The sequence below is a fragment of the Thermus caldifontis genome, assembly GCF_003336745.1.
In the GTDB taxonomy this organism is placed as follows: Bacteria; Deinococcota; Deinococci; order Deinococcales; family Thermaceae; genus Thermus; species Thermus caldifontis.
The window spans coordinates 134,325-153,144 of the sequence record NZ_QGMX01000004.1; the positions used below are offsets into that span (position 1 = coordinate 134,325).

Here is an 18,820-nt window from a genome sequence, read left to right on the forward strand (position 1 = left end):
GGCTATGGGCCAGCCCGCCCGGAAGCCCCTTAGCCTCGAGGCCTACCTAAGGCTGGAGGAGAAAAGCCCCATACGGCATCATCTGGTGGAGGGAACCCTATGGGCCATGGCGGGAGCAGGCCGGGCCCACAATCAGATCCTGACCCGGTTACTCCTAAAGCTGGGGCCCAAGGCCCTAGAGGAAGGGTGCGAGGCCTTTGCAGTGGATCGTAGGCTTAAGGTGTCGGAGGATACCGTCTTTTACCCCGACCTCATGGTGGTGTGCGGTCCCTCCCCCTCCCTTTACGAGGAAGCCCCCTGCCTTTTGGTGGAAATCCTCTCGGAGAGCACGGAGGACCTGGATCGGGGGAAAAAGCTATGGCACTATCTGCGCCTACCCTCGCTGCGGGCGTACCTTCTGGTGGATAGCCGTCGGGTGAGCCTCGAGGCCTACCTGCGGGAAGGAGACAAGTGGACCTACCTCCGCCTGGGGCCAGGGGAGAGCCTTCCCCTCCCCTGTCCCACCCTGGAGTTGACCGTGGACCACCTGTACCGGGGCGTGAACCTGGAAGAGGGTTAACGGGTGGTATAGTAGGCCCCGTGCTGGAGCCCAAGACCCTCTTAGAGCCCTTGGGGCTGGATGCCCTCTACATCACCCGTTCGGAAAACGTCCGCTACCTTTCGGGCTTTCCCCACCCCGAGGATGCCCAGGTCCTGGTCATGGGGGAAGCCTCCTTCCTCCTCACCGACCCCCGCTACCCCGAGGCGGAGCGGGAAAGCCGCATCCCCGCTAAGGTGCTGAAGCGGGAGGAAAAAGAGGCCTTTCTGAGGGAGCTCAGGGGCCGGGTAGGCTTTGAGGCCGAGCACCTTCCCTACGCCTCCTTGGAGCGCTTGCGGGAGCTTGCCCCTGCGGAGTGGGTGCCCACCAAGGGGGTCATAGAACGGCTTAGGCTCAAGAAAACCCCGGAGGAGGTGGAAAGGATCCGCAAGGCCCAGGCCCTGGCGGAAGAAGCCCTGGCCCACGCCCTCACCCTCCTGAAGCCCGGCGTTTTGGAGCGGGAGGTCGCCTTGGAGATCGAGTTTTTCCTGAAACGGCGGGGGGTTGGGGTGGCCTTCCCTCCCATCGTGGCCTCGGGGACACGGGGAGCCCTGCCCCACGCCGGGGCCTCGGGAAAAGCCCTGGAGGCCGGGGAACTGGTCACCCTGGACCTGGGGGCGGAGGTGGAGGGGTACCACTCGGACATGACCCGCACCGTGGCCTTGGGCAAGGTGGAGGGGGAGCTCAAGCGGGCCTTCGAGGCCACCCTGGCCGCCCTGGAAAGGGTCCTAGACGTCCTAGGCCCAGGCAAAAGCACCAAGGAGCTGGACGCCTTGGCCCGGGAGGAGCTAAGGCGCTTTGACCTGGACCGCTACTTCGTCCACTCCCTGGGGCACGGGGTGGGGCTTGCCGTCCACGAGGGGCCGGGGCTTTCCCCGTACACGGAGGAGACCCTCGAGGCGGGCATGGTGGTCACCGTGGAGCCCGGGGTCTACCTGCCGGGAAGGGGCGGGGTGCGGATCGAGGAGCTGGTCCTCATCACGGATACGGGGATGGAACTCCTCTCCCGCTTTCCCCGCGCCTGGCAGGAGGTTTAGGTGCGCGCCCTAGTCCTAGCCCTTTTCCTCTCCGGCGCCCTGGCCCAGACCTATACCGTACAGAAGGGGGACACCCTTTACCGCATCGCCAAGGCCCACGGCCTGAGCGTGGCGGAACTGAAGAGGTTCAATGGGCTCACCTCGGACCTGATCCATCCAGGGCAGGTCCTCAGGGTGGGCAAGGGGGAGGCTTCCAGGAGGGTTCCCTTTGCCCAGGAGGGTCTGGCCGTCTGGTACGGCCCGGGTTTCCACGGAAGGCGCACGGCCAGCGGGGAACGTTACGATATGCACGCCCTCACCGCCGCGCACCCCTCCTTGCCCTTTGACACCCGGGTGCGGGTCACCAACCTGAGGAATGGCAGAAGCGTGGTGGTGCGCATCAACGACCGGGGGCCTTTTGGGGGCAGATACATCATTGACCTCTCCTACGCCGCCGCCAAGGCCATTGGGGCCCTTTCCGCCACCCGGGTACGGGTGGAGGTGCTGGAGGAGTGAGATGGTGCGCTATGGCTTTCACCTTTCCATCGCCGGGAAAAAGGGCGTGGCCGGGGCCGTGGAAGAAGCCCAGGCCCTGGGCCTCTCCGCCTTCCAGATCTTCGCCAAAAGCCCCCGAAGCTGGAAAACCCGTGCCCTTTCCCCAAGCGAGGTGGAAACCTTCCGCGCCCTAAAGGAAATGGCCGGGGAGCTTCCCGGGGTGATCCATGCCTCCTATCTGGTGAACCTGGGGGCGGAGGGGGAGCTTTGGGAAAAGAGCGTGATGAGCCTGGCGGACGACCTGGAAAAGGCCCGCATCCTGGGACTGGAGTACGTGGTGGTCCATCCAGGCTCAGGTGACCCCAAACGGGTGAAGGAGGGCCTATTAAAGGCCCTGCGCCTCTCCGGGGTAAAGGAACGGCCCACCCTCCTGGTGGAGAACACCGCCGGAGGCGGGGAAAAGGTGGGGGCCCGGTTTGAGGAGCTGGCCTGGCTCATAGAGGACACTCCCCTGGGGGTCTGCCTGGACACCTGCCACGCCTATGCCGCCGGGTACGACGTGAGGGAGGAACCCCAGGAGGTCTTGAGCCAACTGGACCGCCTCGTGGGCCTAAAGCGGGTGCCGGTGGTGCACCTAAACGATTCCGTGGGGGGCCTAGCCAGCCGCATAGACCACCATGCCCATCTTCTCCAGGGCCAGATCGGGGAAGGGCTTAAACGCGTTCTCCTGGACCCCCGCCTCAGAAACCGGGTCTTCATCCTGGAAACCCCAAGAAGCCCCGAGGAAGACGCCTGGAACCTGAAGGTCCTGCGCAGCTGGCTAGAGGAGGCCCCCACCCAAGAAAAGGCGTAAGGCGGAGACCATCATCACCAAAAGGCCCAGCTTAAAAGCCCGTTCCTCCCCAGAAAGCACCCCCAACCCCGCCGCCAAAAGGGCCAGGGGCAGAACCAGCCAGTTGAGCCAGCCCACAAGGGGCAAAAGGGCCGGAAGCAGTAACAAAAGGGACAGCACGGCCAGCACCAGGCTCAGGGTGCGCATGGCCCCAGTTTAGCCGAAGAAAAAGCCAAAGAACACCCTGCGGGCCAAACGCAACACCTCCTGAATGGGCCCCCGCAACACCGTAAGGATGAGGAGGAAGGAAAGCCAGGCGTACTGCTCCAGCCGCCAGAGAAGGGGTTGCCAGGAAAGGGGCAAAAGGCTTTGCAGTATTTTGGAGCCGTCCAAGGGGGGAATGGGCAGGAGGTTGAAGACCGCCAGGACCAGGTTGATGGAGCTGGCGAAGAAGGCGGCCAGCGCCAAAAGTCCCGATAAGGTCTGCTCTTCTCCCCTTAGGGTCAGGACCACCCCAAGAGGATCCAGGGCAAAGATCCCCCGCACTAGGAGGGCGAAGAGCACGGCCAAAGCCAGGTTGATAACGATCCCGGCGATGGAGACCACGAAAAGCCCCAGCCGGTAAGAGCGGAAGGCCGGGGGATAGATGAGCACCGGCCTGGCCCAGCCAAAGCCCACCAGGAGAAGAAGCACCGTGCCCAAGGGGTCCAAATGCTTCAAGGGGTTAAGGGTAAGCCGCCCCTGGCGCTTAGCCGTGGCGTCACCGAAGAGGTAGGCGGCATAGGCGTGGCCCAGCTCATGCAAAACCAGGCTGAAGACCAAGGCGGCAAAGGCCAGTACGAAGGCCAAGGGGTCTTGCTGCCAAAGCCCGATCATAGCCCCAAAGCCCGATAGAAAGTTTCCAGAAGCCCCGCCAGCCCCCGGACCACCGAGCCCGTGACCCCGGTAAACGAGAGGACCAGGAAGATGAGGATAAAGCCCAGGGGCCCGTATGAGGCCACCTGATCCAGAAAACGCCGGGCTTCATACCCGCCCACCGCATAAAGGGCCTTGGCCCCATCCAAAGGGGGCACGGGGAAAAGGTAAATGGCGGCGTGCAGGAGCATGAGCCTTTGGGCCACCCAAAGCCCCTCCCCAAAGGGGTAGGGCAAAAAGCGGGCGAGAAGGCCATACAGGAAGGCGGCCACAAAGAAACCCAAGGGGCCCATGAGGGCCACCATGGCCCCCTTCCTCCCCGGAAGGCCAGTGGGCACGAACCGAGGCCAGCCGAAGCCCAGAAGGACCAAGAGGACTAGGCCCAAGGGCTCCAGGTGGGCCCGGAGGTCCAGGGAAAGGAAACCGTAGCGCCGGGGGGCCGTATCCCCGTACCGGTCTGCCAGGTAGGCTTGGAAAAGGTTGTGGATCACCAGGCCAAAAACGGCAAAGGCGAAGGCCACCAGGAAGACCGGGGGGTCATTGAGGTACGGAAAAAGACCCATCGCCTATCAGTCTACGGGCTAAAGCCAGCTCCTCCTCAAAGGTCCTCACCTCGCCCTTAGCCCGGGCCTCGGCCACCTGGCGCAGGATCTCCCCCACCCTGGGGCCCGGCTTAAGGCCCAGTTGCAAAAGATCCCGCCCCATGAGGACCCGCCTCTTCTCCGTAAGCCAGCCCTCCTTCTCGGGAAAAAGGGCCAGAAAAACGCTCCGCAGGGGCTCCTTCGCCAGGGCTTCCTTTTCCACCTCATTCCAGGAACCCTTCAGCAAGAGGGTTAGGGCCTCCTGAAGCCGCTTGGGAAGCCCCAGGGCTAAGGCCTTCTCCAGGGGATCTTCCTGGAAGCAAAGGAGAAGGAGGAGGCGGGCTTCCACCCTCAGCCGCTCTGCAGGGATTCCCCCCTCCTCGGGGTACCTCCACCTCAACCTGGCAAAGGGCTCCCGCGGCGGAAGCCTAAACCCATAGAGAGGTCCCAGGGCCCCAAGTTCTTCCAGGAGGGAGAGGGCCTCGAGGAAGGTATCCTCCTCCAGCGTGAGCAAAAGCTCGTCTCTCAGGCGGCTTTTGCTGGCGGTCTTCAGCACCTCGGGCAGGAGGGCCGGAGGCAGGGCCTTCAAGGCCTCCTCGGAAAAGCGGAAGGCCAGCCGGCTGGCCAACCGTGCCCCTCGGACGATGCGGCTAGGGTCCTCCACGAAGGACAGGGGATGAAGGGGACGTAGTAGGCGGGCCTGGAGATCCTGGAGGCCCCCGTAAGGATCCAAAAGCTCCAGGGTGGCCGGGGAAAGGGCCATGGCGTTCACCGTGTAATCCCGCCTCTCCAGGTCCTTGGCGATGGGGGCTGGGCGCACCTGGGGCAGGGCACCGGGGTAGGGGTAGACCTCCTCCCGGCTTTCCGCCAGGTCCACGGCAAGGCCGAAAGAGAGGCGCACCCGCGCGGTGCCGAAGGCGTAGTGGAGGCCAAAGCTCCCCCCAAAGCGCTCCACCAGGAAGCGGGCCACCTCCCCCAGCCTAACCCCCGGTTCCAGAACCAGGTCCAGGTCGGGGCCTGACCGGTCCAAAAGGGCATCCCGCACCGCTCCCCCCACGAGGTAGATCCCCTGGGGAAAGGCCTCCCTAAGGGCAAAGACCACCCGCCTAGCCCCCTCCGGTAAGGCCTCGAGGATCTTCTCCCCCAAGGGTTTCTCCAAGGCAGGCCTCTTGCGGTAGAGGTCGGTACGGGTGAAGATCCCAAGAAGCCTGACGCTCTCCCCCAGCTTCTCCCCCACCAAAACCCTTCCCCCGCCGGCCTTTAAGTGGGGCTCCACCTCGGACAGGGGGGTTTGGGGAGGAAGGACCAAGGCCCGGGCCAAAAAGCCCTCCACCGGGTGTTCAGCCAGGCCGAGCCTTTCCGCCTTCCTGAGATCCCTTCTGCGGGCTAGGCCCAAGACCCGCACCCCCCCTCGTTCCAGGGGCTCCACCACCGGCATGGCCCCGTACCCGCGGTCCTCCAGAACCCGGAGGGCCTCCCGCACCGTGGTGGGGCGCAGGGTTTCCACGGGCGAGGTCATAACCTCGCCCAAAGTGGGCTCAGGCTCCAGGTACCGGGGAAGGCTCTCCAAAAGGCGCTTCACCGCATTACGCACCCCCCGCACCCGGGCGAAGGCCGCCCGGGGGTGCCCCCCGCCCCCCACCTGGGAAAGCCAGCGGCCCACATCCAACCGCTCCCGGCTCCGGGCAATGAGGAGGACCTCGCGGGAAAGCCTAAGCACCAGCAACACCCCCTGGGCTTCGTGCAGGTCCAGTAGCGTATGGGCCAGGGGGGCTAGGGCCGGCACGTACCCCTCCTCCTGGGCCCGGGCGATAAGGAGCCGAAACCCCTGGCGCTCCACCACCTTGGCGGTGCGGATGAGGGTCTTCAGGATCTCGCGGGCTTCCTCCCCCAGCTGGGGCCGCACCCACTCGCGCACCCGGGGAATCTCCGCCCCTTGCTGGGCGAGGAAATGGGCGGCCTCCAGGTCCTGGGGGGTGGTGGAGGGAAAGCTAAACCCCCCGGTGTCCTCCCAGATCCCCGCATAGGCCAAGGTGGCCTCCAAGGGGGTAAGCGTCAGGCCCCGCTCCCGAATAAGGGGCACCAAAAGGCTCACCGTGGCCCCCACCTGGGCCACCCTGCCCCCCACCGCAGGTACGTCCCCGGGTGCCCGGGGGTGGTGATCGAAGACGAGGAAGGGTACCCGGCCCACCAAGGCCTTGAAGGGCCCGATGCGCTCGAGCCGGGCGTTGTCCACCAGGATGACCTCGCCCACCCTCCCCAAAGGGATCTCCCCAGCCGGGACCAGATCCAAACGATCCTCCAAAAGGGGAGCGATCTCCTTTAGGGGCCCCTCGAGGCCCCCCACCAAGGCCAGAATGCTCCCCGGGAATAGCCTTCCTGCCAGGACCATGGAGCCCAGGGCATCAAAGTCCAGGTTCTCGTGGGCCACCACCACCCGCACACCACCAGCTTACTTGACGTTAAAAAGGGGCCTTGTTAAACTCAGGCTTGGCACTTGGAGAGGTGCCCGAGTGGCTGAAGGGACACGACTGGAAATCGTGTAGGCGGGCTTAAACCTGCCTCGCGGGTTCGAATCCCGCCCTCTCCGCCAAAGGCCCCTTGCCCTTCAGGGCAAGGGATTCTTTATCTCCACCCCTTTTCCTGCCCTCCGGGCCTCTTCCGCCAAGAAGGTGAGCCGGTGGGCCTGGACCGCCTCGGAGAAGGGCTCAAGAAGGCCCTCATCCCCCCGGGCCAGGGCCTCCAGGAACGCCTTCACGAGGCCAACGTCCCCGCCCCCGTGCCCGCTGCGGATGGAACCCTCCCTTTCCGTCTCCAGGTCGTACACCCTCTCCCCCTCCCCGAACCGGTAGAGCCTCAGGTACCGCCCGTCCCCAAAAAGCTCCCCCCGGGTGCCAAAGATGCGGGTCTCCCGAAACCGCATCCGGCTTAGACCCTCCACGTGCAGGCTGGCCGTGCGTCCGTCCCGGTATTCCAACATCACCACCTGATGGTCCGCCACGTCGTTCCGCCCCAGGTACACGCACTCCCCGTAGGGGCCCTCCTCCAAGGCCTGCATCAGGTTCTCCCAGGCCACCGGGTAGGCCACCACGTCCAAAGGCCAGCCCCGCTCCCCCCTCTCGTAGGCCTCCAGGTAGATGCGTTTCGCAGAGAAGGGGCAGGACCCCTCCACCTCCTCCGGGCAGTCCAGGCACCGGTCCGCCGCCCCTTGGGGCCGGTTCTCGGGGCGGAAGTGGTACAGCCCCCCAAAAGAGGCCACCCGGGCCACCTCCCCCGGCATCAGGAAAAGGAGCCAGTCCAGGTCGTGCACGCTCTTGGCCAGGAGGAAGGGGCTAGACTCCGCCTCCTTCCGCCAGTTGCCCCGCACGAAGCTATGGGCGTAGTGCCAGTGGCCCACGGGCTCCAGGTGTTGCACGGACACCACCTCCCCCACCGCCCCCTCCCCCAAAAGCCCCTTCAGGGCCCGGGCGTAGGGGGTGTAGCGCAGCACGTGGGCCACGGCCACCATCCGCCCCGTGCGCCCCTTGGCCTCGGCCACCCCTTCCACCTCCCGCCAGGTGGGGGCGATGGGCTTTTCCAGGAGGAGGTGGTAGCCCTTTTCCATGAGGGCCACCGCCGCCTCGGCGTGCAGGCGGTCGGGAAGGGCCACCACCGCACCCTCCCCCAGGAGGGGGGCCTCCAAGAGCTCCCGCCAGTCGGCAAAGGTCCGCTCCACGGAAAAGGCCTCTTGGAAGGCCTGGAGGCGTTCAGGCCGGGGGTCCGCCACCGCCACGATGCGGGCGCCCAAGGCTTGGGCATGACGCGCATAGGCCATGCCCCGGTTTCCCGCTCCCAGGAAGACCAGGCTGGGCCCCATGGCCCCATCCTGCCATGGCCTATCCCCTTGGGAAAGACCAAAAGAACGACGCCCGAGGGATGTCCGCACCCCGGGCCTCACACCCCGTAAGCAGTAGTTGTGCAGTAAAACCTACCCCCCGGCCACGCTACCGGGGGGTAAAGCATTGTGTCCCGGACTTGGTGGAGCGGAGGGGATTTGAACCCCTGACCTCCCGCTTGCAAGGCGGGTGCTCTCCCTCTGAGCTACCGCCCCAAGCCTAGGGGAGTATAGCCCAAAAGGGGGGGTTACGCAAAGCCCCTCTTCCCTCTATAATCGGAGAGGTGTGCCGGGCCAGCCCACGGGCAGGGGAAGGTCCCGTGGGAGAGAGGGCGGCGCACAGGAAACGCCAAGCCCAACCTTCCCCGAACGGGAGGAATATGCCTGTAAACATCAGCGTTAAGGAGCTTCTTGAGGCAGGGGTTCACTTCGGTCACGAGCGTAAGCGCTGGAACCCCAAGTTCGGGCGCTACATCTACGCGGAGCGCAACGGCATCCACATCATTGACCTGCAGAAGACCATGGTGGAGCTGGAGCGCACCTTCCGCTTCCTCGAGGACCTGGCCATGCGGGGAGGCACCATCCTCTTCGTGGGCACCAAGAAACAGGCCCAGGACATCATCCGCATGGAAGCGGAACGGGCGGGGATGCCCTACGTGAACCAGCGCTGGCTGGGTGGGATGCTCACCAACTTCAAGACCATCTCCCAGCGGGTAAACCGCCTGGAGGAGCTGGAGAACCTCTTCGCTTCCCCGGAGATCCAAGACCGGCCCAAGAAGGAACAGGTGCGCCTGAAGCACGAGCTTGAGCGCCTGCAGAAGTACCTTTCGGGCTTCCGCCGTCTGAAGCGCCTTCCTGACGCCGTCTTCGTGGTGGACCCCACCAAGGAGGCCATCGCCGTCCGGGAAGCCCGCAAGCTCTTCATCCCCGTGGTGGCCCTGGCGGATACCGACTCCGATCCTGAGCTGGTGGACTACATCATCCCCGGCAACGACGACGCCATCCGTTCCATCCAGCTCATCGTCTCAAGGGCCGTGGACCTCATCATCCAGGCCCGGGGCGGGGTGGTGGAGCCCTCCCCCTCCTACGCCCTGGTGGAGGAGGCCGAGAAGGCCGAAGCCCAGGTCCAGGGGGCATCCGACCTTGGTGAGGACGAGGTGGAAGCATGAGCCAGATGGAACTCATCAAAAAGCTGCGCGAGGCCACGGGGGCCGGCATGATGGACGTGAAGAAGGCCCTGGAGGACGCCGGCTGGAACGAGGAGAAGGCCGTCCAGCTCCTCAGGGAGCGGGGAGCCATGAAGGCGGCCAAAAAGGCGGAGCGGGAGGCTAGGGAAGGGGTCATCGGCCACTACATCCACCACAACCAACGGGTGGGGGTCCTGGTGGAGCTCAACTGCGAAACGGACTTCGTGGCCCGGAACGAGATCTTCCAGAACCTGGCCCGGGACCTGGCCATGCACATCGCCATGATGAACCCCCGCTACGTTTCCGCCGAAGAGATCCCTGCCGAGGAGCTGGAGAAGGAGCGCCAGATCTACATCCAGGCCGCCCTCAACGAGGGCAAGCCTGCCCAGATTGCCGAGAAGATCGCCGAGGGCCGCCTGAAGAAGTACCTGGAGGAGGTGGCCCTTTTGGAACAGCCCTTTGTCAAGGACGACAAGGTCCGGGTCAAGGAGCTGATCCAAGAGGCCATCGCCAAGACTGGGGAAAACATCGTAGTGCGGCGCTTTTGCCGCTTTGAGCTGGGGGCATAGGCCATGCTGGACACCCGGGGTCCTTTAGCCAAGGGGCCCCGGTTTTTCCCTTACCATGAAGTACAAGAGGGTTCTCCTTAAGCTTTCCGGCGAGTTTCTGACCGCAAACGGCTTCGGTATTGAGCCCGAGGCCACCAAGGCCTTGGCCAAGGAGATCAAGGCCGCCTACGACACCGGGATCCAACTGGCCATCGTGATCGGGGCGGGGAACCTCTGGCGGGGGGCGAGGCAGGGCGTGGGGATGGACCGGGCCACCGCCGACTACATCGGCATGCTGGCCACCATCATGAACGCCCTGGCCCTCCAGGACGCCCTGGAATCCTTGGGTATTCCCACCCGCGTCCAGACCGCCCTCACCATCACCCAGGTGGCCGAGCCCTACATCCGCAGGCGGGCCCTAAGGCACCTGGAGAAGGAGCGCATCGTCATCTTTGGTGGGGGAACGGGCAATCCCTTCTTCTCCACGGACACCGCCGCCGCCCTAAGGGCCTTGGAGGTGGGGGCCGAGGTGGTCCTCATGGCCAAGAACAAGGTGGACGGGGTCTACTCCGATGACCCCCGTAAAAACCCAAATGCGGTGCGCTTTGACCAGCTCACCTACCTGGAGGTCTTGAACCGGGGTCTCCAGGTCATGGACACCACCGCCATCACCCTGTGCATGGAGGCCGGGCTTCCCATCGTGGTCTTTGACATCTTTAAACCTGGCGCTCTGGTGGGTATCATCCAAGGGGAAAAGGTGGGTACCCTGATCCACACCTGAAGGAGGTGCTATGAGCCTAAAAGAGCTTTATGCGGAAACAAGGGCGCACATGCAAAAGAGCCTCGAGGCCCTGGAGCATAACCTGGCGGGCCTGCGCACCGGGCGGGCCAACCCCGCCCTGCTCCTCCACCTCAAGGTGGAGTACTACGGCACCCATGTGCCCCTGAACCAGATCGCCACCGTCACCGCTCCCGACGCCAAAACCCTGGTGGTGCAGTCCTGGGACCAAAACGCCCTGAAGGCCATAGAAAAGGCCATCCGCGACTCCGACCTGGGCCTGAACCCCGCCAACAAGGGGGATGCCCTCTACATCAACATCCCTCCCCTCACCGAGGAAAGGCGCAAGGAGCTGGTGAAGACCGCCCGCCACTACGCCGAGGAGGGCCGGATCGCCATCCGCAACCTCCGGCGCGAGGCCCTTGAGAAACTAAAGAAACTTTCCAAGGAACTTCACCTTTCCGAGGACGACACCAAGCGAGCAGAAGCCGAAATCCAAAAGATCACCGACGAGTTCATCGCCAAGGTAGACGAGCTTTTGGAGAAGAAGGAAGAGGAGATCCTGGGCTAAGAGCCCCTGGGTCCCACCCTTGGTCTGCTGTGGCCGGTCTGCCCAAAGGTCATCGCCCCCTCGCCCCCAGGCCCAGGGGGAAGGAGGGGTGATGGAGGGGAAGGAGGACCTTCCCACCCGGGTCCTTTCCGCCCTGGCAGGGGCCCTTGTGCTCCTGTGGGTGCTGTGGGCCGGCTTGCCCTTAATCCTCCCCACCCTGGTTTTCGTCCTGTGGCTGGGGAGTCTGGAGCTCCGGGATATGCTGGCTAAAAGGGGCATCCGGCTGAACCTTCCCTTTTTGATGGGCGGAGGGGTCCTCCTCTTCCTTTTCTCCTTGCCCCAGCTCTACTGGCACTTCCCCCAGGTGCCCTGGCGGGAGGTGGCCCTGGGGCTTTTCCTCTTGGGAAGTTTCAGCTACGAGCTCCTTAAGGGCGCCGACCTCACCCGCTTCGCCTTTACCCTCCTGGCCTTCTTGTACCTGCCTTGGACCCTGGGGTATGTCCTCCTTCTGCGGGAAACCCCGGATGGCACCCTGGGCCTTTGGACCCTTTCCCTGCCCCTGGTGGCCAGCTTCGCCACCGACATCGGGGCCTACTTCGTGGGCCGGGCCCTGGGCCGGCAAAAGCTGGCCCCGGAAATCTCCCCCGGCAAAACGGTGGAGGGCTCTTTGGGGGGGATTGCGGTGAGCTTTCTGGCCCTGGCCCTGTACACTGGCCTGGTACAGGAGGTCTTCCCCTTTGGCCTCTTGGAGCTTTGGCTTTTCAGCCTCCTCCTCTCCTTGGCGGCCCAGCTTGGGGATCTGGCGGAGTCCATGCTGAAACGGTACTGTGGGGTGAAGGACTCGGGGCATTTCCTTCCCGGACACGGAGGGCTTCTAGACCGGATCGATAGCCTTCTCTTCACCTTCCCCCTCACGTACTTCCTGGTGGTGCTCTTCACATGAGGGTGGTGATCCTAGGCTCCACGGGCTCCATTGGGCGGCAGGCCCTGGAGGTCTGCCGCTGGCAGGGCTTTCGGGTGGTGGGCCTGGCGGCCGGGAAGAACCTGGAGACCCTTTCCCAGCAGATCGCCGAGTGGCGGCCTTCCCTGGTGGCGGCGGAAGAAAGCCTTCACGGGGAGCTCAAGTCCCGTTTCCCCTGGCTTAAGCTGGCCTCCCCCGAGGAAGTGGCCGCCTTGGAAGCCGAGGTGGCGGTAGCCGCCATTCCCGGGCTTGCGGGCCTTTCTCCCACCCGGGTGGCGGCCCAGACAGGCAAGCGTATCGCTTTAGCCAACAAGGAAGCCATGGTGGCCGCAGGGCCCCTCCTCTGGCAGGAGGTGGAGGCCCATGGGGCCGAGATCCTCCCCGTGGACTCGGAGCACTCCGCCCTCTTCCAGGCCCTTTTGGGGGAGAGGCGGGAGGACGTGGCCGAGCTCATTCTGACGGCCAGCGGCGGGCCTTTCTTAAAGGAGCCGCAAGACCTCTCCCAGGTCACCCCGGAGATGGCCCTCAACCACCCTCGCTGGCGCATGGGCCCCAAGGTGACGATAGACTCCGCCACCCTCTTCAACAAGGGCCTGGAGGTCCTCGAGGCCAAGGAGCTCTTCCGCTTTCCCTTGGAGAGGATCAAAGTTTTGGTCCACCCTCAGGCCTACGTGCATGGGTTGGTGCGCTTTGTGGACGGAAGCCTCAAGGCCCAACTGGGCCCCACGGACATGCGCCTTCCCATCCAGTACGCCCTCACCTACCCCGGGCGGGCGGAAACCCCCCTCAAGGGCCTTCCCCTCCCCGGGGAGCTGGAGTTTTTGGAGCCAGACCTAAACCGCTTTCCCGCCCTGGAGGTGGCCTTTGAGGCGGGAAGGCGGGGCGGGGTAGCCCAGGTGGCCGTTTCCGCCGCCGACGAGGTGGCGGTGGAGGCCTTTTTGGCCGGCCGGATCCCCTTCACCCACATCCCCAAAATCCTGGCCCAGGTCATGGAAAACACCCCTTCCCTTCCCCTAACATGGGAGAACCTCTTCGCCGTGGACGCCTGGGCCCGGGAGGAGGCCAAGAGGTGGGCATGAGCCTGATCTGGTTTTTGATCATCATCGGGGTCAGCATCTTCGTGCACGAACTGGGGCACTACCTGGCGGCGCGGGCCCAAGGGGTGCGGGTCAAGGCCTTCAGCCTGGGCTTCGGTCCTATCCTGTGGAAGCGCCAGGCCTGGGGCACGGAGTGGCGGCTTTCCGCCATTCCCCTAGGGGGGTATGCGGACATCGAGGGCCTCCTCCCCGAGGAGCGGGGCCGGGGTTACGACGCCCTTCCCTTCCTGGGCAAGCTCTTGGTCCTGGTAGCTGGGGTGGTGATGAACGTCCTCTTGGCCTGGGGGCTTCTGGCCTTCCTCTTTAGCGCCCAAGGGGTACCCGAGGCCACGGGACGGGCGGTGATCCTCGAGGTCCTCCCAGGAAGCGTGGCGGAAGAGGCGGGCTTAAAGCCTGGGGATATCCTCCTGGCCATAGACGGCACCCCCCTTGCCCAGGCCCAGGGGATCGAGCGGGTCAAGACCCCAGGGACCCATACCCTTACCGTGCTCCGCCAAGGGCAGGAGCTCACCCTTTCCCTCACCTGGAAGGAGGGTATGGAGCGGCTTGGGGTGGTGTACCAGCCGGAGGTAACCTTTCGCCGGGTGGGCTTCCTAGAGGGGCTCGGGCTGGCCGTACACCGCACCCTAGCCTTCGGACCCCAGATGGTGAAGGCCTTGGTGGGGGGGCTTTTGGGGGTGCTTGCCGGAAACCCCGACAATGGGGTAGTGGGACCCGTGGGCATCGTGGCGGAAACGGGCCGGGCTGCCCAAGAGGGTCTTTTCCGGCTCCTGGAGCTCACCGTGGCCATCAACCTCTCCTTGGCCCTTTTCAACCTCCTGCCCATCCCCGCCTTGGATGGAGGGCGGATCCTGATCCTCTTCCTCTCCCGCTTCCTCCGCATCCGGCCCGAGCAGGAGGCCATGGTCCACTACCTGGGCTTTCTCTTCCTCGTCCTCCTGGTCATCCTGGTCACCTTCCAGGACCTAAGAAGGCTACTGGGAGGCTAGATGGAGGCCACGGTCCTCATCCCCGCCTACAACGAAGAGGCCACCGTGGCCCGGGTGGTAAAGGTGGCCAAGGAGGCGGGGTTTCCCGTGGTGGTGGCCGACGACGGCTCCCAGGACGCCACCTCTGAGGAAGCCGCCAAGGCCGGGGCCCAGGTGGTGCGCCTTGGCCAAAACCGGGGCAAAGGGGGCGCCGTGGCCCAAGGGCTTAAGGAGGTTACCACCCCCTTCGTCCTCCTCCTGGACGCCGACCTGGTGGGGCTAAAGGCAGAGCACCTCCATGCCCTTCTGGCCCCGGTTTGGGAGGGTAAGGCGGAGATGACCGCGGGGGTCTTCCAAGGGGGCCGGTTTTCCACGGATCTTGCCATGCGCCTCACCCCCTTCCTTTCCGGGCAACGGGCCCTAAGGACGGAGGCGCTAAGGAGGGTGCCGGGCCTCGAGGCCGCCCGCTACGACCTGGAACTCCTCCTTACCCGCCACGCCAAAAGGGAGGGATGGCGGGTCCTTTATCTGCCCCTAACCGGGGTGAGCCAGGTGATGAAGGAGGAAAAGCGAGGGCTCATACCGGGCTTCCTTCACCGCCTGCGCATGTACCGGGAGATCCTCCGCTACTACCTCAGGGCCCAGCTCTAAGGGGCCTCGGGAAGCCTTAAGAGCTCCACCCACGACCCTCCCGTGCGGTAGGCCACCACCCCCAGGCCCGGGACCAAAAAGAGCTCCTTGAGGTCCGTGCCGCCCCTTTCCGTGGTAAAGGCCACCCGCACCCGGTAGGCGTTGAAGGCACCGGCCTTTACCCTCACGCCTTCTATCCCCTCCACCCGGGCGGAGAGGGCCACCCGTTGCCCGCGAAACTGGGCGCTTCCCCCCCAGGAAAGCCCCACCTCCAACCTTGAGGGGTAGAGAAGGAGAGGGGGCGTAAAGGGGAAATACCCCTCGGGCAACCCCACCCCGAGGAGAACAAGCCCCTCGGATCCCCCCTTGAGCCGGTCTTCCCGAAAGACCCGCCCCTCCCTTAGGTAGCGGAGACGGAAGCCCTCCGGGGTGGGCACCAGTTCCTGCACCACGCCATCGGAATACCGGTACCGCCCACCCGCCTGGGGAAAGACCTGGCCCAGGGCCAAGGAAAGGAAGACCGGCACCACCCAAAGAAACCGCCAATGCCCCCCACCCTTAGCACCCCCCATGGGCCTTTACTCCGCTTCTCCCAGCTCGTGCCCCCGCCGGGTAGCCGCCTCCACCGCCTCGTAGAAGGCAGCGCGCAAGGCACGGGCCTCCAGGGCATGAAGGCCGTGGATGGTGGTTCCCCCAGGGCTTGCCACCTCGTCCTTCAGCTGGGCGGGATGGCGGCTTTTCAAAAGCTCCCCCGTGGCCGCCAAGGCCTCCGCCGCCAGGCGCAAGGCCAGGGCCCGGGGCATGCCCATCTTCACCCCGGCATCCGCCAGGGCCTCGGCCACCAGGGCCAGATAGGCGGGCGCCGAGGCGGACATGGCGGTAAAGGGGTCAAAGAGGTGCTCAGGGATCTCGTACACATCCCCCACCGTGGCGAAGAGGGCCTGGGCAAAGGCCAAATCCCCTGCCTCCCTGGCCTCCTTTAAGGCGGTGAGGGCGGTGGAGCTTTCCCCGATCACCGCCGCCAGGTTGGGCATGGCCCGCACCACCCGCCGGGTGTCCAGCCTGCGGGAAAGCACCGCCGTGGACACCCCGGCCATGATGGAGATGTACCCCACCCCGGGATGGGCCATCTCCGGGGCCAGATGGGGAAAATCCCGGGGTTGGACGGCGAGAAGCACCCGTTCCGCCTGGGCGAGTTCCTTCAGGGTCAGGGGGCGGAGGCCAAAGGCCTCGGCCAGCTCCCGGGTACGCTCCGGGGTCCGGCCCACCACCCCCACCTCCTCCGGCCTCAGGAAGCCCCGGTCCAAGGCCCCCTTCAGGATGCTCTTCCCCATCTTGCCCAGGCCCACAAACGCCAGCTTCATGCCCTAGAGTTTACCTTCCTCAGGCGGAGGTAATAAAACCCATCCAACCCCCCTTCCGGGACCACGTAGACCCCGAGCCCCGCCTTGAGAACCGGAAGGGGACAAGGGAAGGGCTCGGGCACAAACTCCGGATGCCGGCCGAGAAAGGCCTGGGCCACCCCCTCCCCTTCCTCCTCCGTCAGGGTGCAGACGCTATAGACCAGCATCCCCCCTTCCTCCGTGGCCCGGGCGGCGGTTTCCAGGAGCTGAAGCTGCAGCCTTGCCATGCGCCCGGGGTCTTGCGGCGCCAAACGGTAGCGCAACTCGGGGTGGCTGCGAAAGGTACCGGTGCCGGTGCAGGGAGCATCCAGGAGGACCTTTTTAGCCTTCTCGGGAAGGGGCTCCCTCAGGTCCTGGGTGCGGTAGGCCACCTGTAGGCCCAGCCTCCTGGCCGTCTTCTGGCCCGCCTCCTGGCGCTTTCGGTTCAGATCGTAGGACACCACCTCCGCCCCCTTGGCGGCCAGGTAGAAGGCCTTAAGCCCCGCCCCCCCGCAAAGGTCCAGCACCTTTTCCCCTGGGGACGGGTTTAAGAGCTGGGCGGCGAAAAGGGAGGCGGGGTTCTGGGGCTGGAGGCCCAAGGAGGAGAAGTCCGTCTTCCCTCCCTCCCAGATGTAGCTATCGGGAACCGGACCTGGCCGCAATCCCTCCACGGGGCGGTAAGCGGTGACGAAGAGGGGGGCGGGTTCGTTGAACCCCTCGGCGAAGGCCACCTGGCCGAAGAACCCTTGCCAGGCCTGGCAAAGCCAGTCGGGAAGGCTTAAGCGCACGCACTCCGGGGCCTCCCGTAGGTGCAGGCGGCGGAGCACGGCGTTAACCAAGCCGGCCAGGCGGGGGGATACCCTCTTGGCCTCCTCCACCCAGGGGCTCACCCGGGCATGGTCCGGCTTGCCGGAAAGCCATTCCCAGGCCCCCAGGCGCAGGATCCAACGGACGGGGGGAGGGAGTTTCTCCGGCCTCTTGAGGTGGGGCTCCAGGATAAAGTCCAGAAACCGAAGGCGGCGAAGGGCCCCGTACACCAAGTGGGTGGCGTAGGCCTTATCCCGCTCTGGCCAGGAGAGGCGATCCAGAGCCCGGTCCAGAAGCAGCTGGGCCCTGCCGCCCCGCTCCACCTCGAGGAGGATGCGAACGGCCAGGGCCCTGGGGCTTTCCGGCCTCAAGACTCCAGGGGATGGGCCTTGATGCTGAACTTAAGGGCGGTCCGCTCCTCGTTCTCCAGGTCCAGCTTGACGAAGGCGGGCTTGACCACCAGGTCCAGGTTATCGGGAGCGATGTACCCCCGGGCGATGGCGATGGCCTTCACCGCCTGGTTCACCGCCTGGGGACCGATGGCCTGCACCTCCACCTCCCCTTTGGTACGCAAAAGCGCCGCAATGGCGCCGGCCACGGAGTTGGGGCGGGACTTGGAAGATACGCGCAACGTCTCCACTTTGACCTCCTGAAAGCTCCTGGGCCACCCTGCTTTGGAAGGACATGGGCGGCTTCAGGCCCATGGTAGAGCAAAAGGGCCCCGTGCGCAACTAGGAGGCCAGAACCCGCTCCTCCAAGCCCTTGAGAAGGCTTTCCACGTTCTCTTGCATGAGCTTTTGCACCAGCTTCTGCAAAAGACCGCCAAAGATGGGTATGGTGAGCTCGTAGGTGAGGCTCAAGACCACCCGGGTGCCCTCCCCTTCCGGCAGGAAGACCCAGGTGCCCTCGTACCGGTCAAAATCTCCCTCGGGGGAGTAGAAGCGGTTTTGGAGGTTTTGGTCGTCCCACTCCTCCTCCTCCAGCCAGCGCACCTTCTTACCCATGGCCACTGCCACCCATTCGCTTCGGGTGCGTTGGCCCTCCTGGGCAAGCACCTTGAGGCTTTCCACCTCCTTGAGGTAGGGCTTGAGGCCCTCCAGGTCCTTGGCCAGGGCATACACCTTTTCCGGTGGGGCCTTGATGAAGCGTTCCGCGCGTACCTCGGGCATGGGCTCTTTTTACCCGCTTTCCTCCTCCTTGACAAGCCGGTAGGCCTCCAAGGCCACGGAAAGAGGGAAACCCCGGCCCTGGAGGAAGCGCACCGCCTTGGCCTTGTCCTGACGCCGGGGGTAGCGGCGGAGGACCCTTAGGGCCGCCTCCAGGTTTTCCTCCTCCCCATAGGCGCCAAGGACCTCCTCCACCACCGCCTCCGGCACCCCCTGGGCCCTGAGGAGATGGCGGAGCTTATGGGGACCGTACTTCCGCCGGGAAGCCACGAAGGCTTCCGCAAAGACCCGGTCGTTCAGGTAGCCCATGTCCTCGAGGCGGGCCAGGACCCTTTCCACCTCCCCTTCGGGAAAGCGGCCCAGAAGCTTCTCCCTTAGGCGGGCCCGGCTCAAGGCCCGCCTGGCCAAGAGCCTGAGGGCGTAGGCCATAGCCTCCGCCTTTTCCATACCCATAGG

23 protein-coding genes and 2 tRNA genes are annotated in these 18,820 nt (G+C 65.1%); 13 read left to right on the top strand and 12 right to left on the bottom strand.

What is annotated here, in order from left to right:
• Positions 1–4: 4 nt before the first annotated feature.
• Genes DK874_RS07500 through nfo form a run of 4 tightly spaced genes read left to right on the top strand, consistent with a single transcriptional unit; the run spans position 5 to position 2,941 of the window.
• Positions 5–559, top strand: coding sequence for a Uma2 family endonuclease (locus DK874_RS07500; protein WP_114313399.1), 555 nt, complete (start codon positions 5–7; stop codon positions 557–559).
• A gap of 23 nt (positions 560–582) precedes the next feature.
• The gene (locus tag DK874_RS07505) at positions 583–1,614 is read left to right on the top strand and encodes a M24 family metallopeptidase (RefSeq protein ID WP_114313465.1); all 1,032 of its coding nucleotides are present in this window, start codon (positions 583–585) and stop codon (positions 1,612–1,614) included.
• Positions 1,615–2,109 carry a septal ring lytic transglycosylase RlpA family protein gene (locus DK874_RS07510; RefSeq protein WP_114313400.1) on the top strand — a complete coding sequence of 165 codons (495 nt, stop codon included), beginning with the start codon at positions 1,615–1,617 and terminating at the stop codon, positions 2,107–2,109.
• A gap of 1 nt (position 2,110) precedes the next feature.
• The gene (nfo, locus tag DK874_RS07515) at positions 2,111–2,941 is read left to right on the top strand and encodes an endonuclease IV (protein WP_114313401.1); all 831 of its coding nucleotides are present in this window, start codon (positions 2,111–2,113) and stop codon (positions 2,939–2,941) included.
• On the opposite strand, the gene DK874_RS07520 is transcribed toward nfo, so the two are convergent.
• The 4 genes from DK874_RS07520 to DK874_RS07535 are packed head-to-tail and all read right to left on the bottom strand — an operon-like array spanning position 2,909 to position 6,859.
• Positions 2,909–3,127, bottom strand: coding sequence for a hypothetical protein (locus DK874_RS07520; protein ID WP_114313402.1), 219 nt, complete (start codon positions 3,125–3,127; stop codon positions 2,909–2,911). The two genes, nfo and DK874_RS07520, sit on opposite strands and share 33 nt — an antisense overlap.
• 9 nt (positions 3,128–3,136) lie before the next feature.
• Positions 3,137–3,796: a site-2 protease family protein gene (locus tag DK874_RS07525; protein WP_114313403.1), complete on the bottom strand. Its 660-nt coding sequence runs from the start codon at positions 3,794–3,796 to the stop codon at positions 3,137–3,139.
• Complete coding sequence (locus DK874_RS07530) at positions 3,793–4,398, bottom strand: site-2 protease family protein (RefSeq protein ID WP_114313404.1); 606 nt, start codon at positions 4,396–4,398, stop codon at positions 3,793–3,795. The genes DK874_RS07525 and DK874_RS07530 overlap by 4 nt, the downstream gene beginning before the upstream one ends.
• Complete coding sequence (locus DK874_RS07535) at positions 4,373–6,859, bottom strand: CBS domain-containing protein (RefSeq protein ID WP_114313405.1); 2,487 nt, start codon at positions 6,857–6,859, stop codon at positions 4,373–4,375. The genes DK874_RS07530 and DK874_RS07535 overlap by 26 nt, the downstream gene beginning before the upstream one ends.
• A gap of 56 nt (positions 6,860–6,915) precedes the next feature.
• Here DK874_RS07535 and DK874_RS07540 point away from each other — a divergent pair.
• A tRNA-Ser gene (locus DK874_RS07540) sits at positions 6,916–7,009 on the top strand.
• Positions 7,010–7,024: 15 nt separating this feature from the next.
• Here DK874_RS07540 and DK874_RS07545 read toward each other — a convergent pair.
• Together DK874_RS07545 and DK874_RS07550 are read right to left on the bottom strand one after the other, a co-directional pair.
• Positions 7,025–8,272: a Gfo/Idh/MocA family protein gene (locus DK874_RS07545; RefSeq protein WP_114313406.1), complete on the bottom strand. Its 1,248-nt coding sequence runs from the start codon at positions 8,270–8,272 to the stop codon at positions 7,025–7,027.
• Positions 8,273–8,431: 159 nt separating this feature from the next.
• Positions 8,432–8,506: transfer RNA gene (locus DK874_RS07550), tRNA-Ala, on the bottom strand.
• A 164-nt stretch (positions 8,507–8,670) separates the two neighbouring features.
• On the opposite strand from DK874_RS07550, the gene rpsB reads away from it, so the two are divergent.
• The 8 genes from rpsB to DK874_RS07590 all read left to right on the top strand — a co-directional run bounded on the left by rpsB (position 8,671) and on the right by DK874_RS07590 (position 15,030).
• Positions 8,671–9,459: a 30S ribosomal protein S2 gene (gene rpsB / locus DK874_RS07555; protein WP_114313407.1), complete on the top strand. Its 789-nt coding sequence runs from the start codon at positions 8,671–8,673 to the stop codon at positions 9,457–9,459.
• Positions 9,456–10,046, top strand: coding sequence for a translation elongation factor Ts (gene tsf, locus DK874_RS07560; protein WP_114313408.1), 591 nt, complete (start codon positions 9,456–9,458; stop codon positions 10,044–10,046). The genes rpsB and tsf overlap by 4 nt, the downstream gene beginning before the upstream one ends.
• 55 nt (positions 10,047–10,101) lie before the next feature.
• Positions 10,102–10,806 (top strand): UMP kinase, encoded by a 705-nt coding sequence (pyrH, locus tag DK874_RS07565; RefSeq protein WP_114313409.1) that lies wholly within the window; start codon positions 10,102–10,104, stop codon positions 10,804–10,806.
• Between the two features lie 10 nt (positions 10,807–10,816).
• Entirely contained in the window at positions 10,817–11,374 is a 558-nt protein-coding gene (gene frr / locus DK874_RS07570; protein WP_114313410.1) for a ribosome recycling factor, read from the top strand.
• 91 nt (positions 11,375–11,465) lie between these two features.
• A complete protein-coding gene (locus tag DK874_RS07575; protein ID WP_114313411.1) occupies positions 11,466–12,296 on the top strand; it encodes a phosphatidate cytidylyltransferase in 831 nt (276 codons plus the stop codon).
• Positions 12,293–13,393 carry a 1-deoxy-D-xylulose-5-phosphate reductoisomerase gene (gene dxr / locus DK874_RS07580; protein ID WP_114313412.1) on the top strand — a complete coding sequence of 367 codons (1,101 nt, stop codon included), beginning with the start codon at positions 12,293–12,295 and terminating at the stop codon, positions 13,391–13,393. The genes DK874_RS07575 and dxr overlap by 4 nt, the downstream gene beginning before the upstream one ends.
• Positions 13,390–14,400, top strand: a complete 1,011-nt coding sequence (locus DK874_RS07585) for a M50 family metallopeptidase (RefSeq protein WP_114313413.1) — start codon at positions 13,390–13,392, stop codon at positions 14,398–14,400. The genes dxr and DK874_RS07585 overlap by 4 nt, the downstream gene beginning before the upstream one ends.
• A complete protein-coding gene (locus DK874_RS07590; RefSeq protein WP_114313414.1) occupies positions 14,401–15,030 on the top strand; it encodes a glycosyltransferase family 2 protein in 630 nt (209 codons plus the stop codon).
• Here the strand turns inward: DK874_RS07590 and DK874_RS07595 are convergent.
• The 6 genes from DK874_RS07595 to DK874_RS07620 form a co-directional block, all read right to left on the bottom strand.
• Positions 15,027–15,581: a hypothetical protein gene (locus DK874_RS07595; RefSeq protein ID WP_114313415.1), complete on the bottom strand. Its 555-nt coding sequence runs from the start codon at positions 15,579–15,581 to the stop codon at positions 15,027–15,029. The genes DK874_RS07590 and DK874_RS07595 overlap by 4 nt on opposite strands.
• Before the next feature lie 6 nt (positions 15,582–15,587).
• Complete coding sequence (gene proC, locus DK874_RS07600; RefSeq protein WP_114313416.1) at positions 15,588–16,373, bottom strand: pyrroline-5-carboxylate reductase; 786 nt, start codon at positions 16,371–16,373, stop codon at positions 15,588–15,590.
• Positions 16,370–17,569 carry a transcription antitermination factor NusB gene (locus tag DK874_RS07605; protein ID WP_114313417.1) on the bottom strand — a complete coding sequence of 400 codons (1,200 nt, stop codon included), beginning with the start codon at positions 17,567–17,569 and terminating at the stop codon, positions 16,370–16,372. The genes proC and DK874_RS07605 overlap by 4 nt, the downstream gene beginning before the upstream one ends.
• Entirely contained in the window at positions 17,566–17,838 is a 273-nt protein-coding gene (locus DK874_RS07610) for a stage V sporulation protein S (RefSeq protein WP_014515944.1), read from the bottom strand. Before DK874_RS07610 ends, DK874_RS07605 begins: the two co-directional genes overlap by 4 nt.
• A gap of 91 nt (positions 17,839–17,929) precedes the next feature.
• On the bottom strand, positions 17,930–18,367 hold the full coding sequence (locus DK874_RS07615) for a type II toxin-antitoxin system RatA family toxin (RefSeq protein WP_114313418.1): 438 nt from the start codon (positions 18,365–18,367) through the stop codon (positions 17,930–17,932).
• 9 nt (positions 18,368–18,376) lie between these two features.
• Entirely contained in the window at positions 18,377–18,817 is a 441-nt protein-coding gene (locus tag DK874_RS07620) for a regulatory protein RecX (protein ID WP_114313419.1), read from the bottom strand.
• Between the last annotated feature and the right edge of the window lie 3 nt (positions 18,818–18,820).

Coding starts and splice junctions, on each gene's coding strand:
- DK874_RS07500 (WP_114313399.1), top strand. CDS start 5: ATGGGCCAGCCCGCCCGGAAGCCCCTTAGCCTCGAGGCCTACCTAAGG.
- nfo (WP_114313401.1), top strand. CDS start 2,111: ATGGTGCGCTATGGCTTTCACCTTTCCATCGCCGGGAAAAAGGGCGTG.
- DK874_RS07520 (WP_114313402.1), bottom strand. CDS start 3,127: ATGCGCACCCTGAGCCTGGTGCTGGCCGTGCTGTCCCTTTTGTTACTG.
- DK874_RS07525 (WP_114313403.1), bottom strand. CDS start 3,796: ATGATCGGGCTTTGGCAGCAAGACCCCTTGGCCTTCGTACTGGCCTTT.
- DK874_RS07530 (WP_114313404.1), bottom strand. CDS start 4,398: ATGGGTCTTTTTCCGTACCTCAATGACCCCCCGGTCTTCCTGGTGGCC.
- DK874_RS07545 (WP_114313406.1), bottom strand. CDS start 8,272: ATGGGGCCCAGCCTGGTCTTCCTGGGAGCGGGAAACCGGGGCATGGCC.
- rpsB (WP_114313407.1), top strand. CDS start 8,671: ATGCCTGTAAACATCAGCGTTAAGGAGCTTCTTGAGGCAGGGGTTCAC.
- tsf (WP_114313408.1), top strand. CDS start 9,456: ATGAGCCAGATGGAACTCATCAAAAAGCTGCGCGAGGCCACGGGGGCC.
- pyrH (WP_114313409.1), top strand. CDS start 10,102: ATGAAGTACAAGAGGGTTCTCCTTAAGCTTTCCGGCGAGTTTCTGACC.
- frr (WP_114313410.1), top strand. CDS start 10,817: ATGAGCCTAAAAGAGCTTTATGCGGAAACAAGGGCGCACATGCAAAAG.
- DK874_RS07575 (WP_114313411.1), top strand. CDS start 11,466: ATGGAGGGGAAGGAGGACCTTCCCACCCGGGTCCTTTCCGCCCTGGCA.
- dxr (WP_114313412.1), top strand. CDS start 12,293: ATGAGGGTGGTGATCCTAGGCTCCACGGGCTCCATTGGGCGGCAGGCC.
- DK874_RS07585 (WP_114313413.1), top strand. CDS start 13,390: ATGAGCCTGATCTGGTTTTTGATCATCATCGGGGTCAGCATCTTCGTG.
- DK874_RS07590 (WP_114313414.1), top strand. CDS start 14,401: ATGGAGGCCACGGTCCTCATCCCCGCCTACAACGAAGAGGCCACCGTG.
- DK874_RS07595 (WP_114313415.1), bottom strand. CDS start 15,581: ATGGGGGGTGCTAAGGGTGGGGGGCATTGGCGGTTTCTTTGGGTGGTG.
- proC (WP_114313416.1), bottom strand. CDS start 16,373: ATGAAGCTGGCGTTTGTGGGCCTGGGCAAGATGGGGAAGAGCATCCTG.
- DK874_RS07615 (WP_114313418.1), bottom strand. CDS start 18,367: ATGCCCGAGGTACGCGCGGAACGCTTCATCAAGGCCCCACCGGAAAAG.
- DK874_RS07620 (WP_114313419.1), bottom strand. CDS start 18,817: ATGGGTATGGAAAAGGCGGAGGCTATGGCCTACGCCCTCAGGCTCTTG.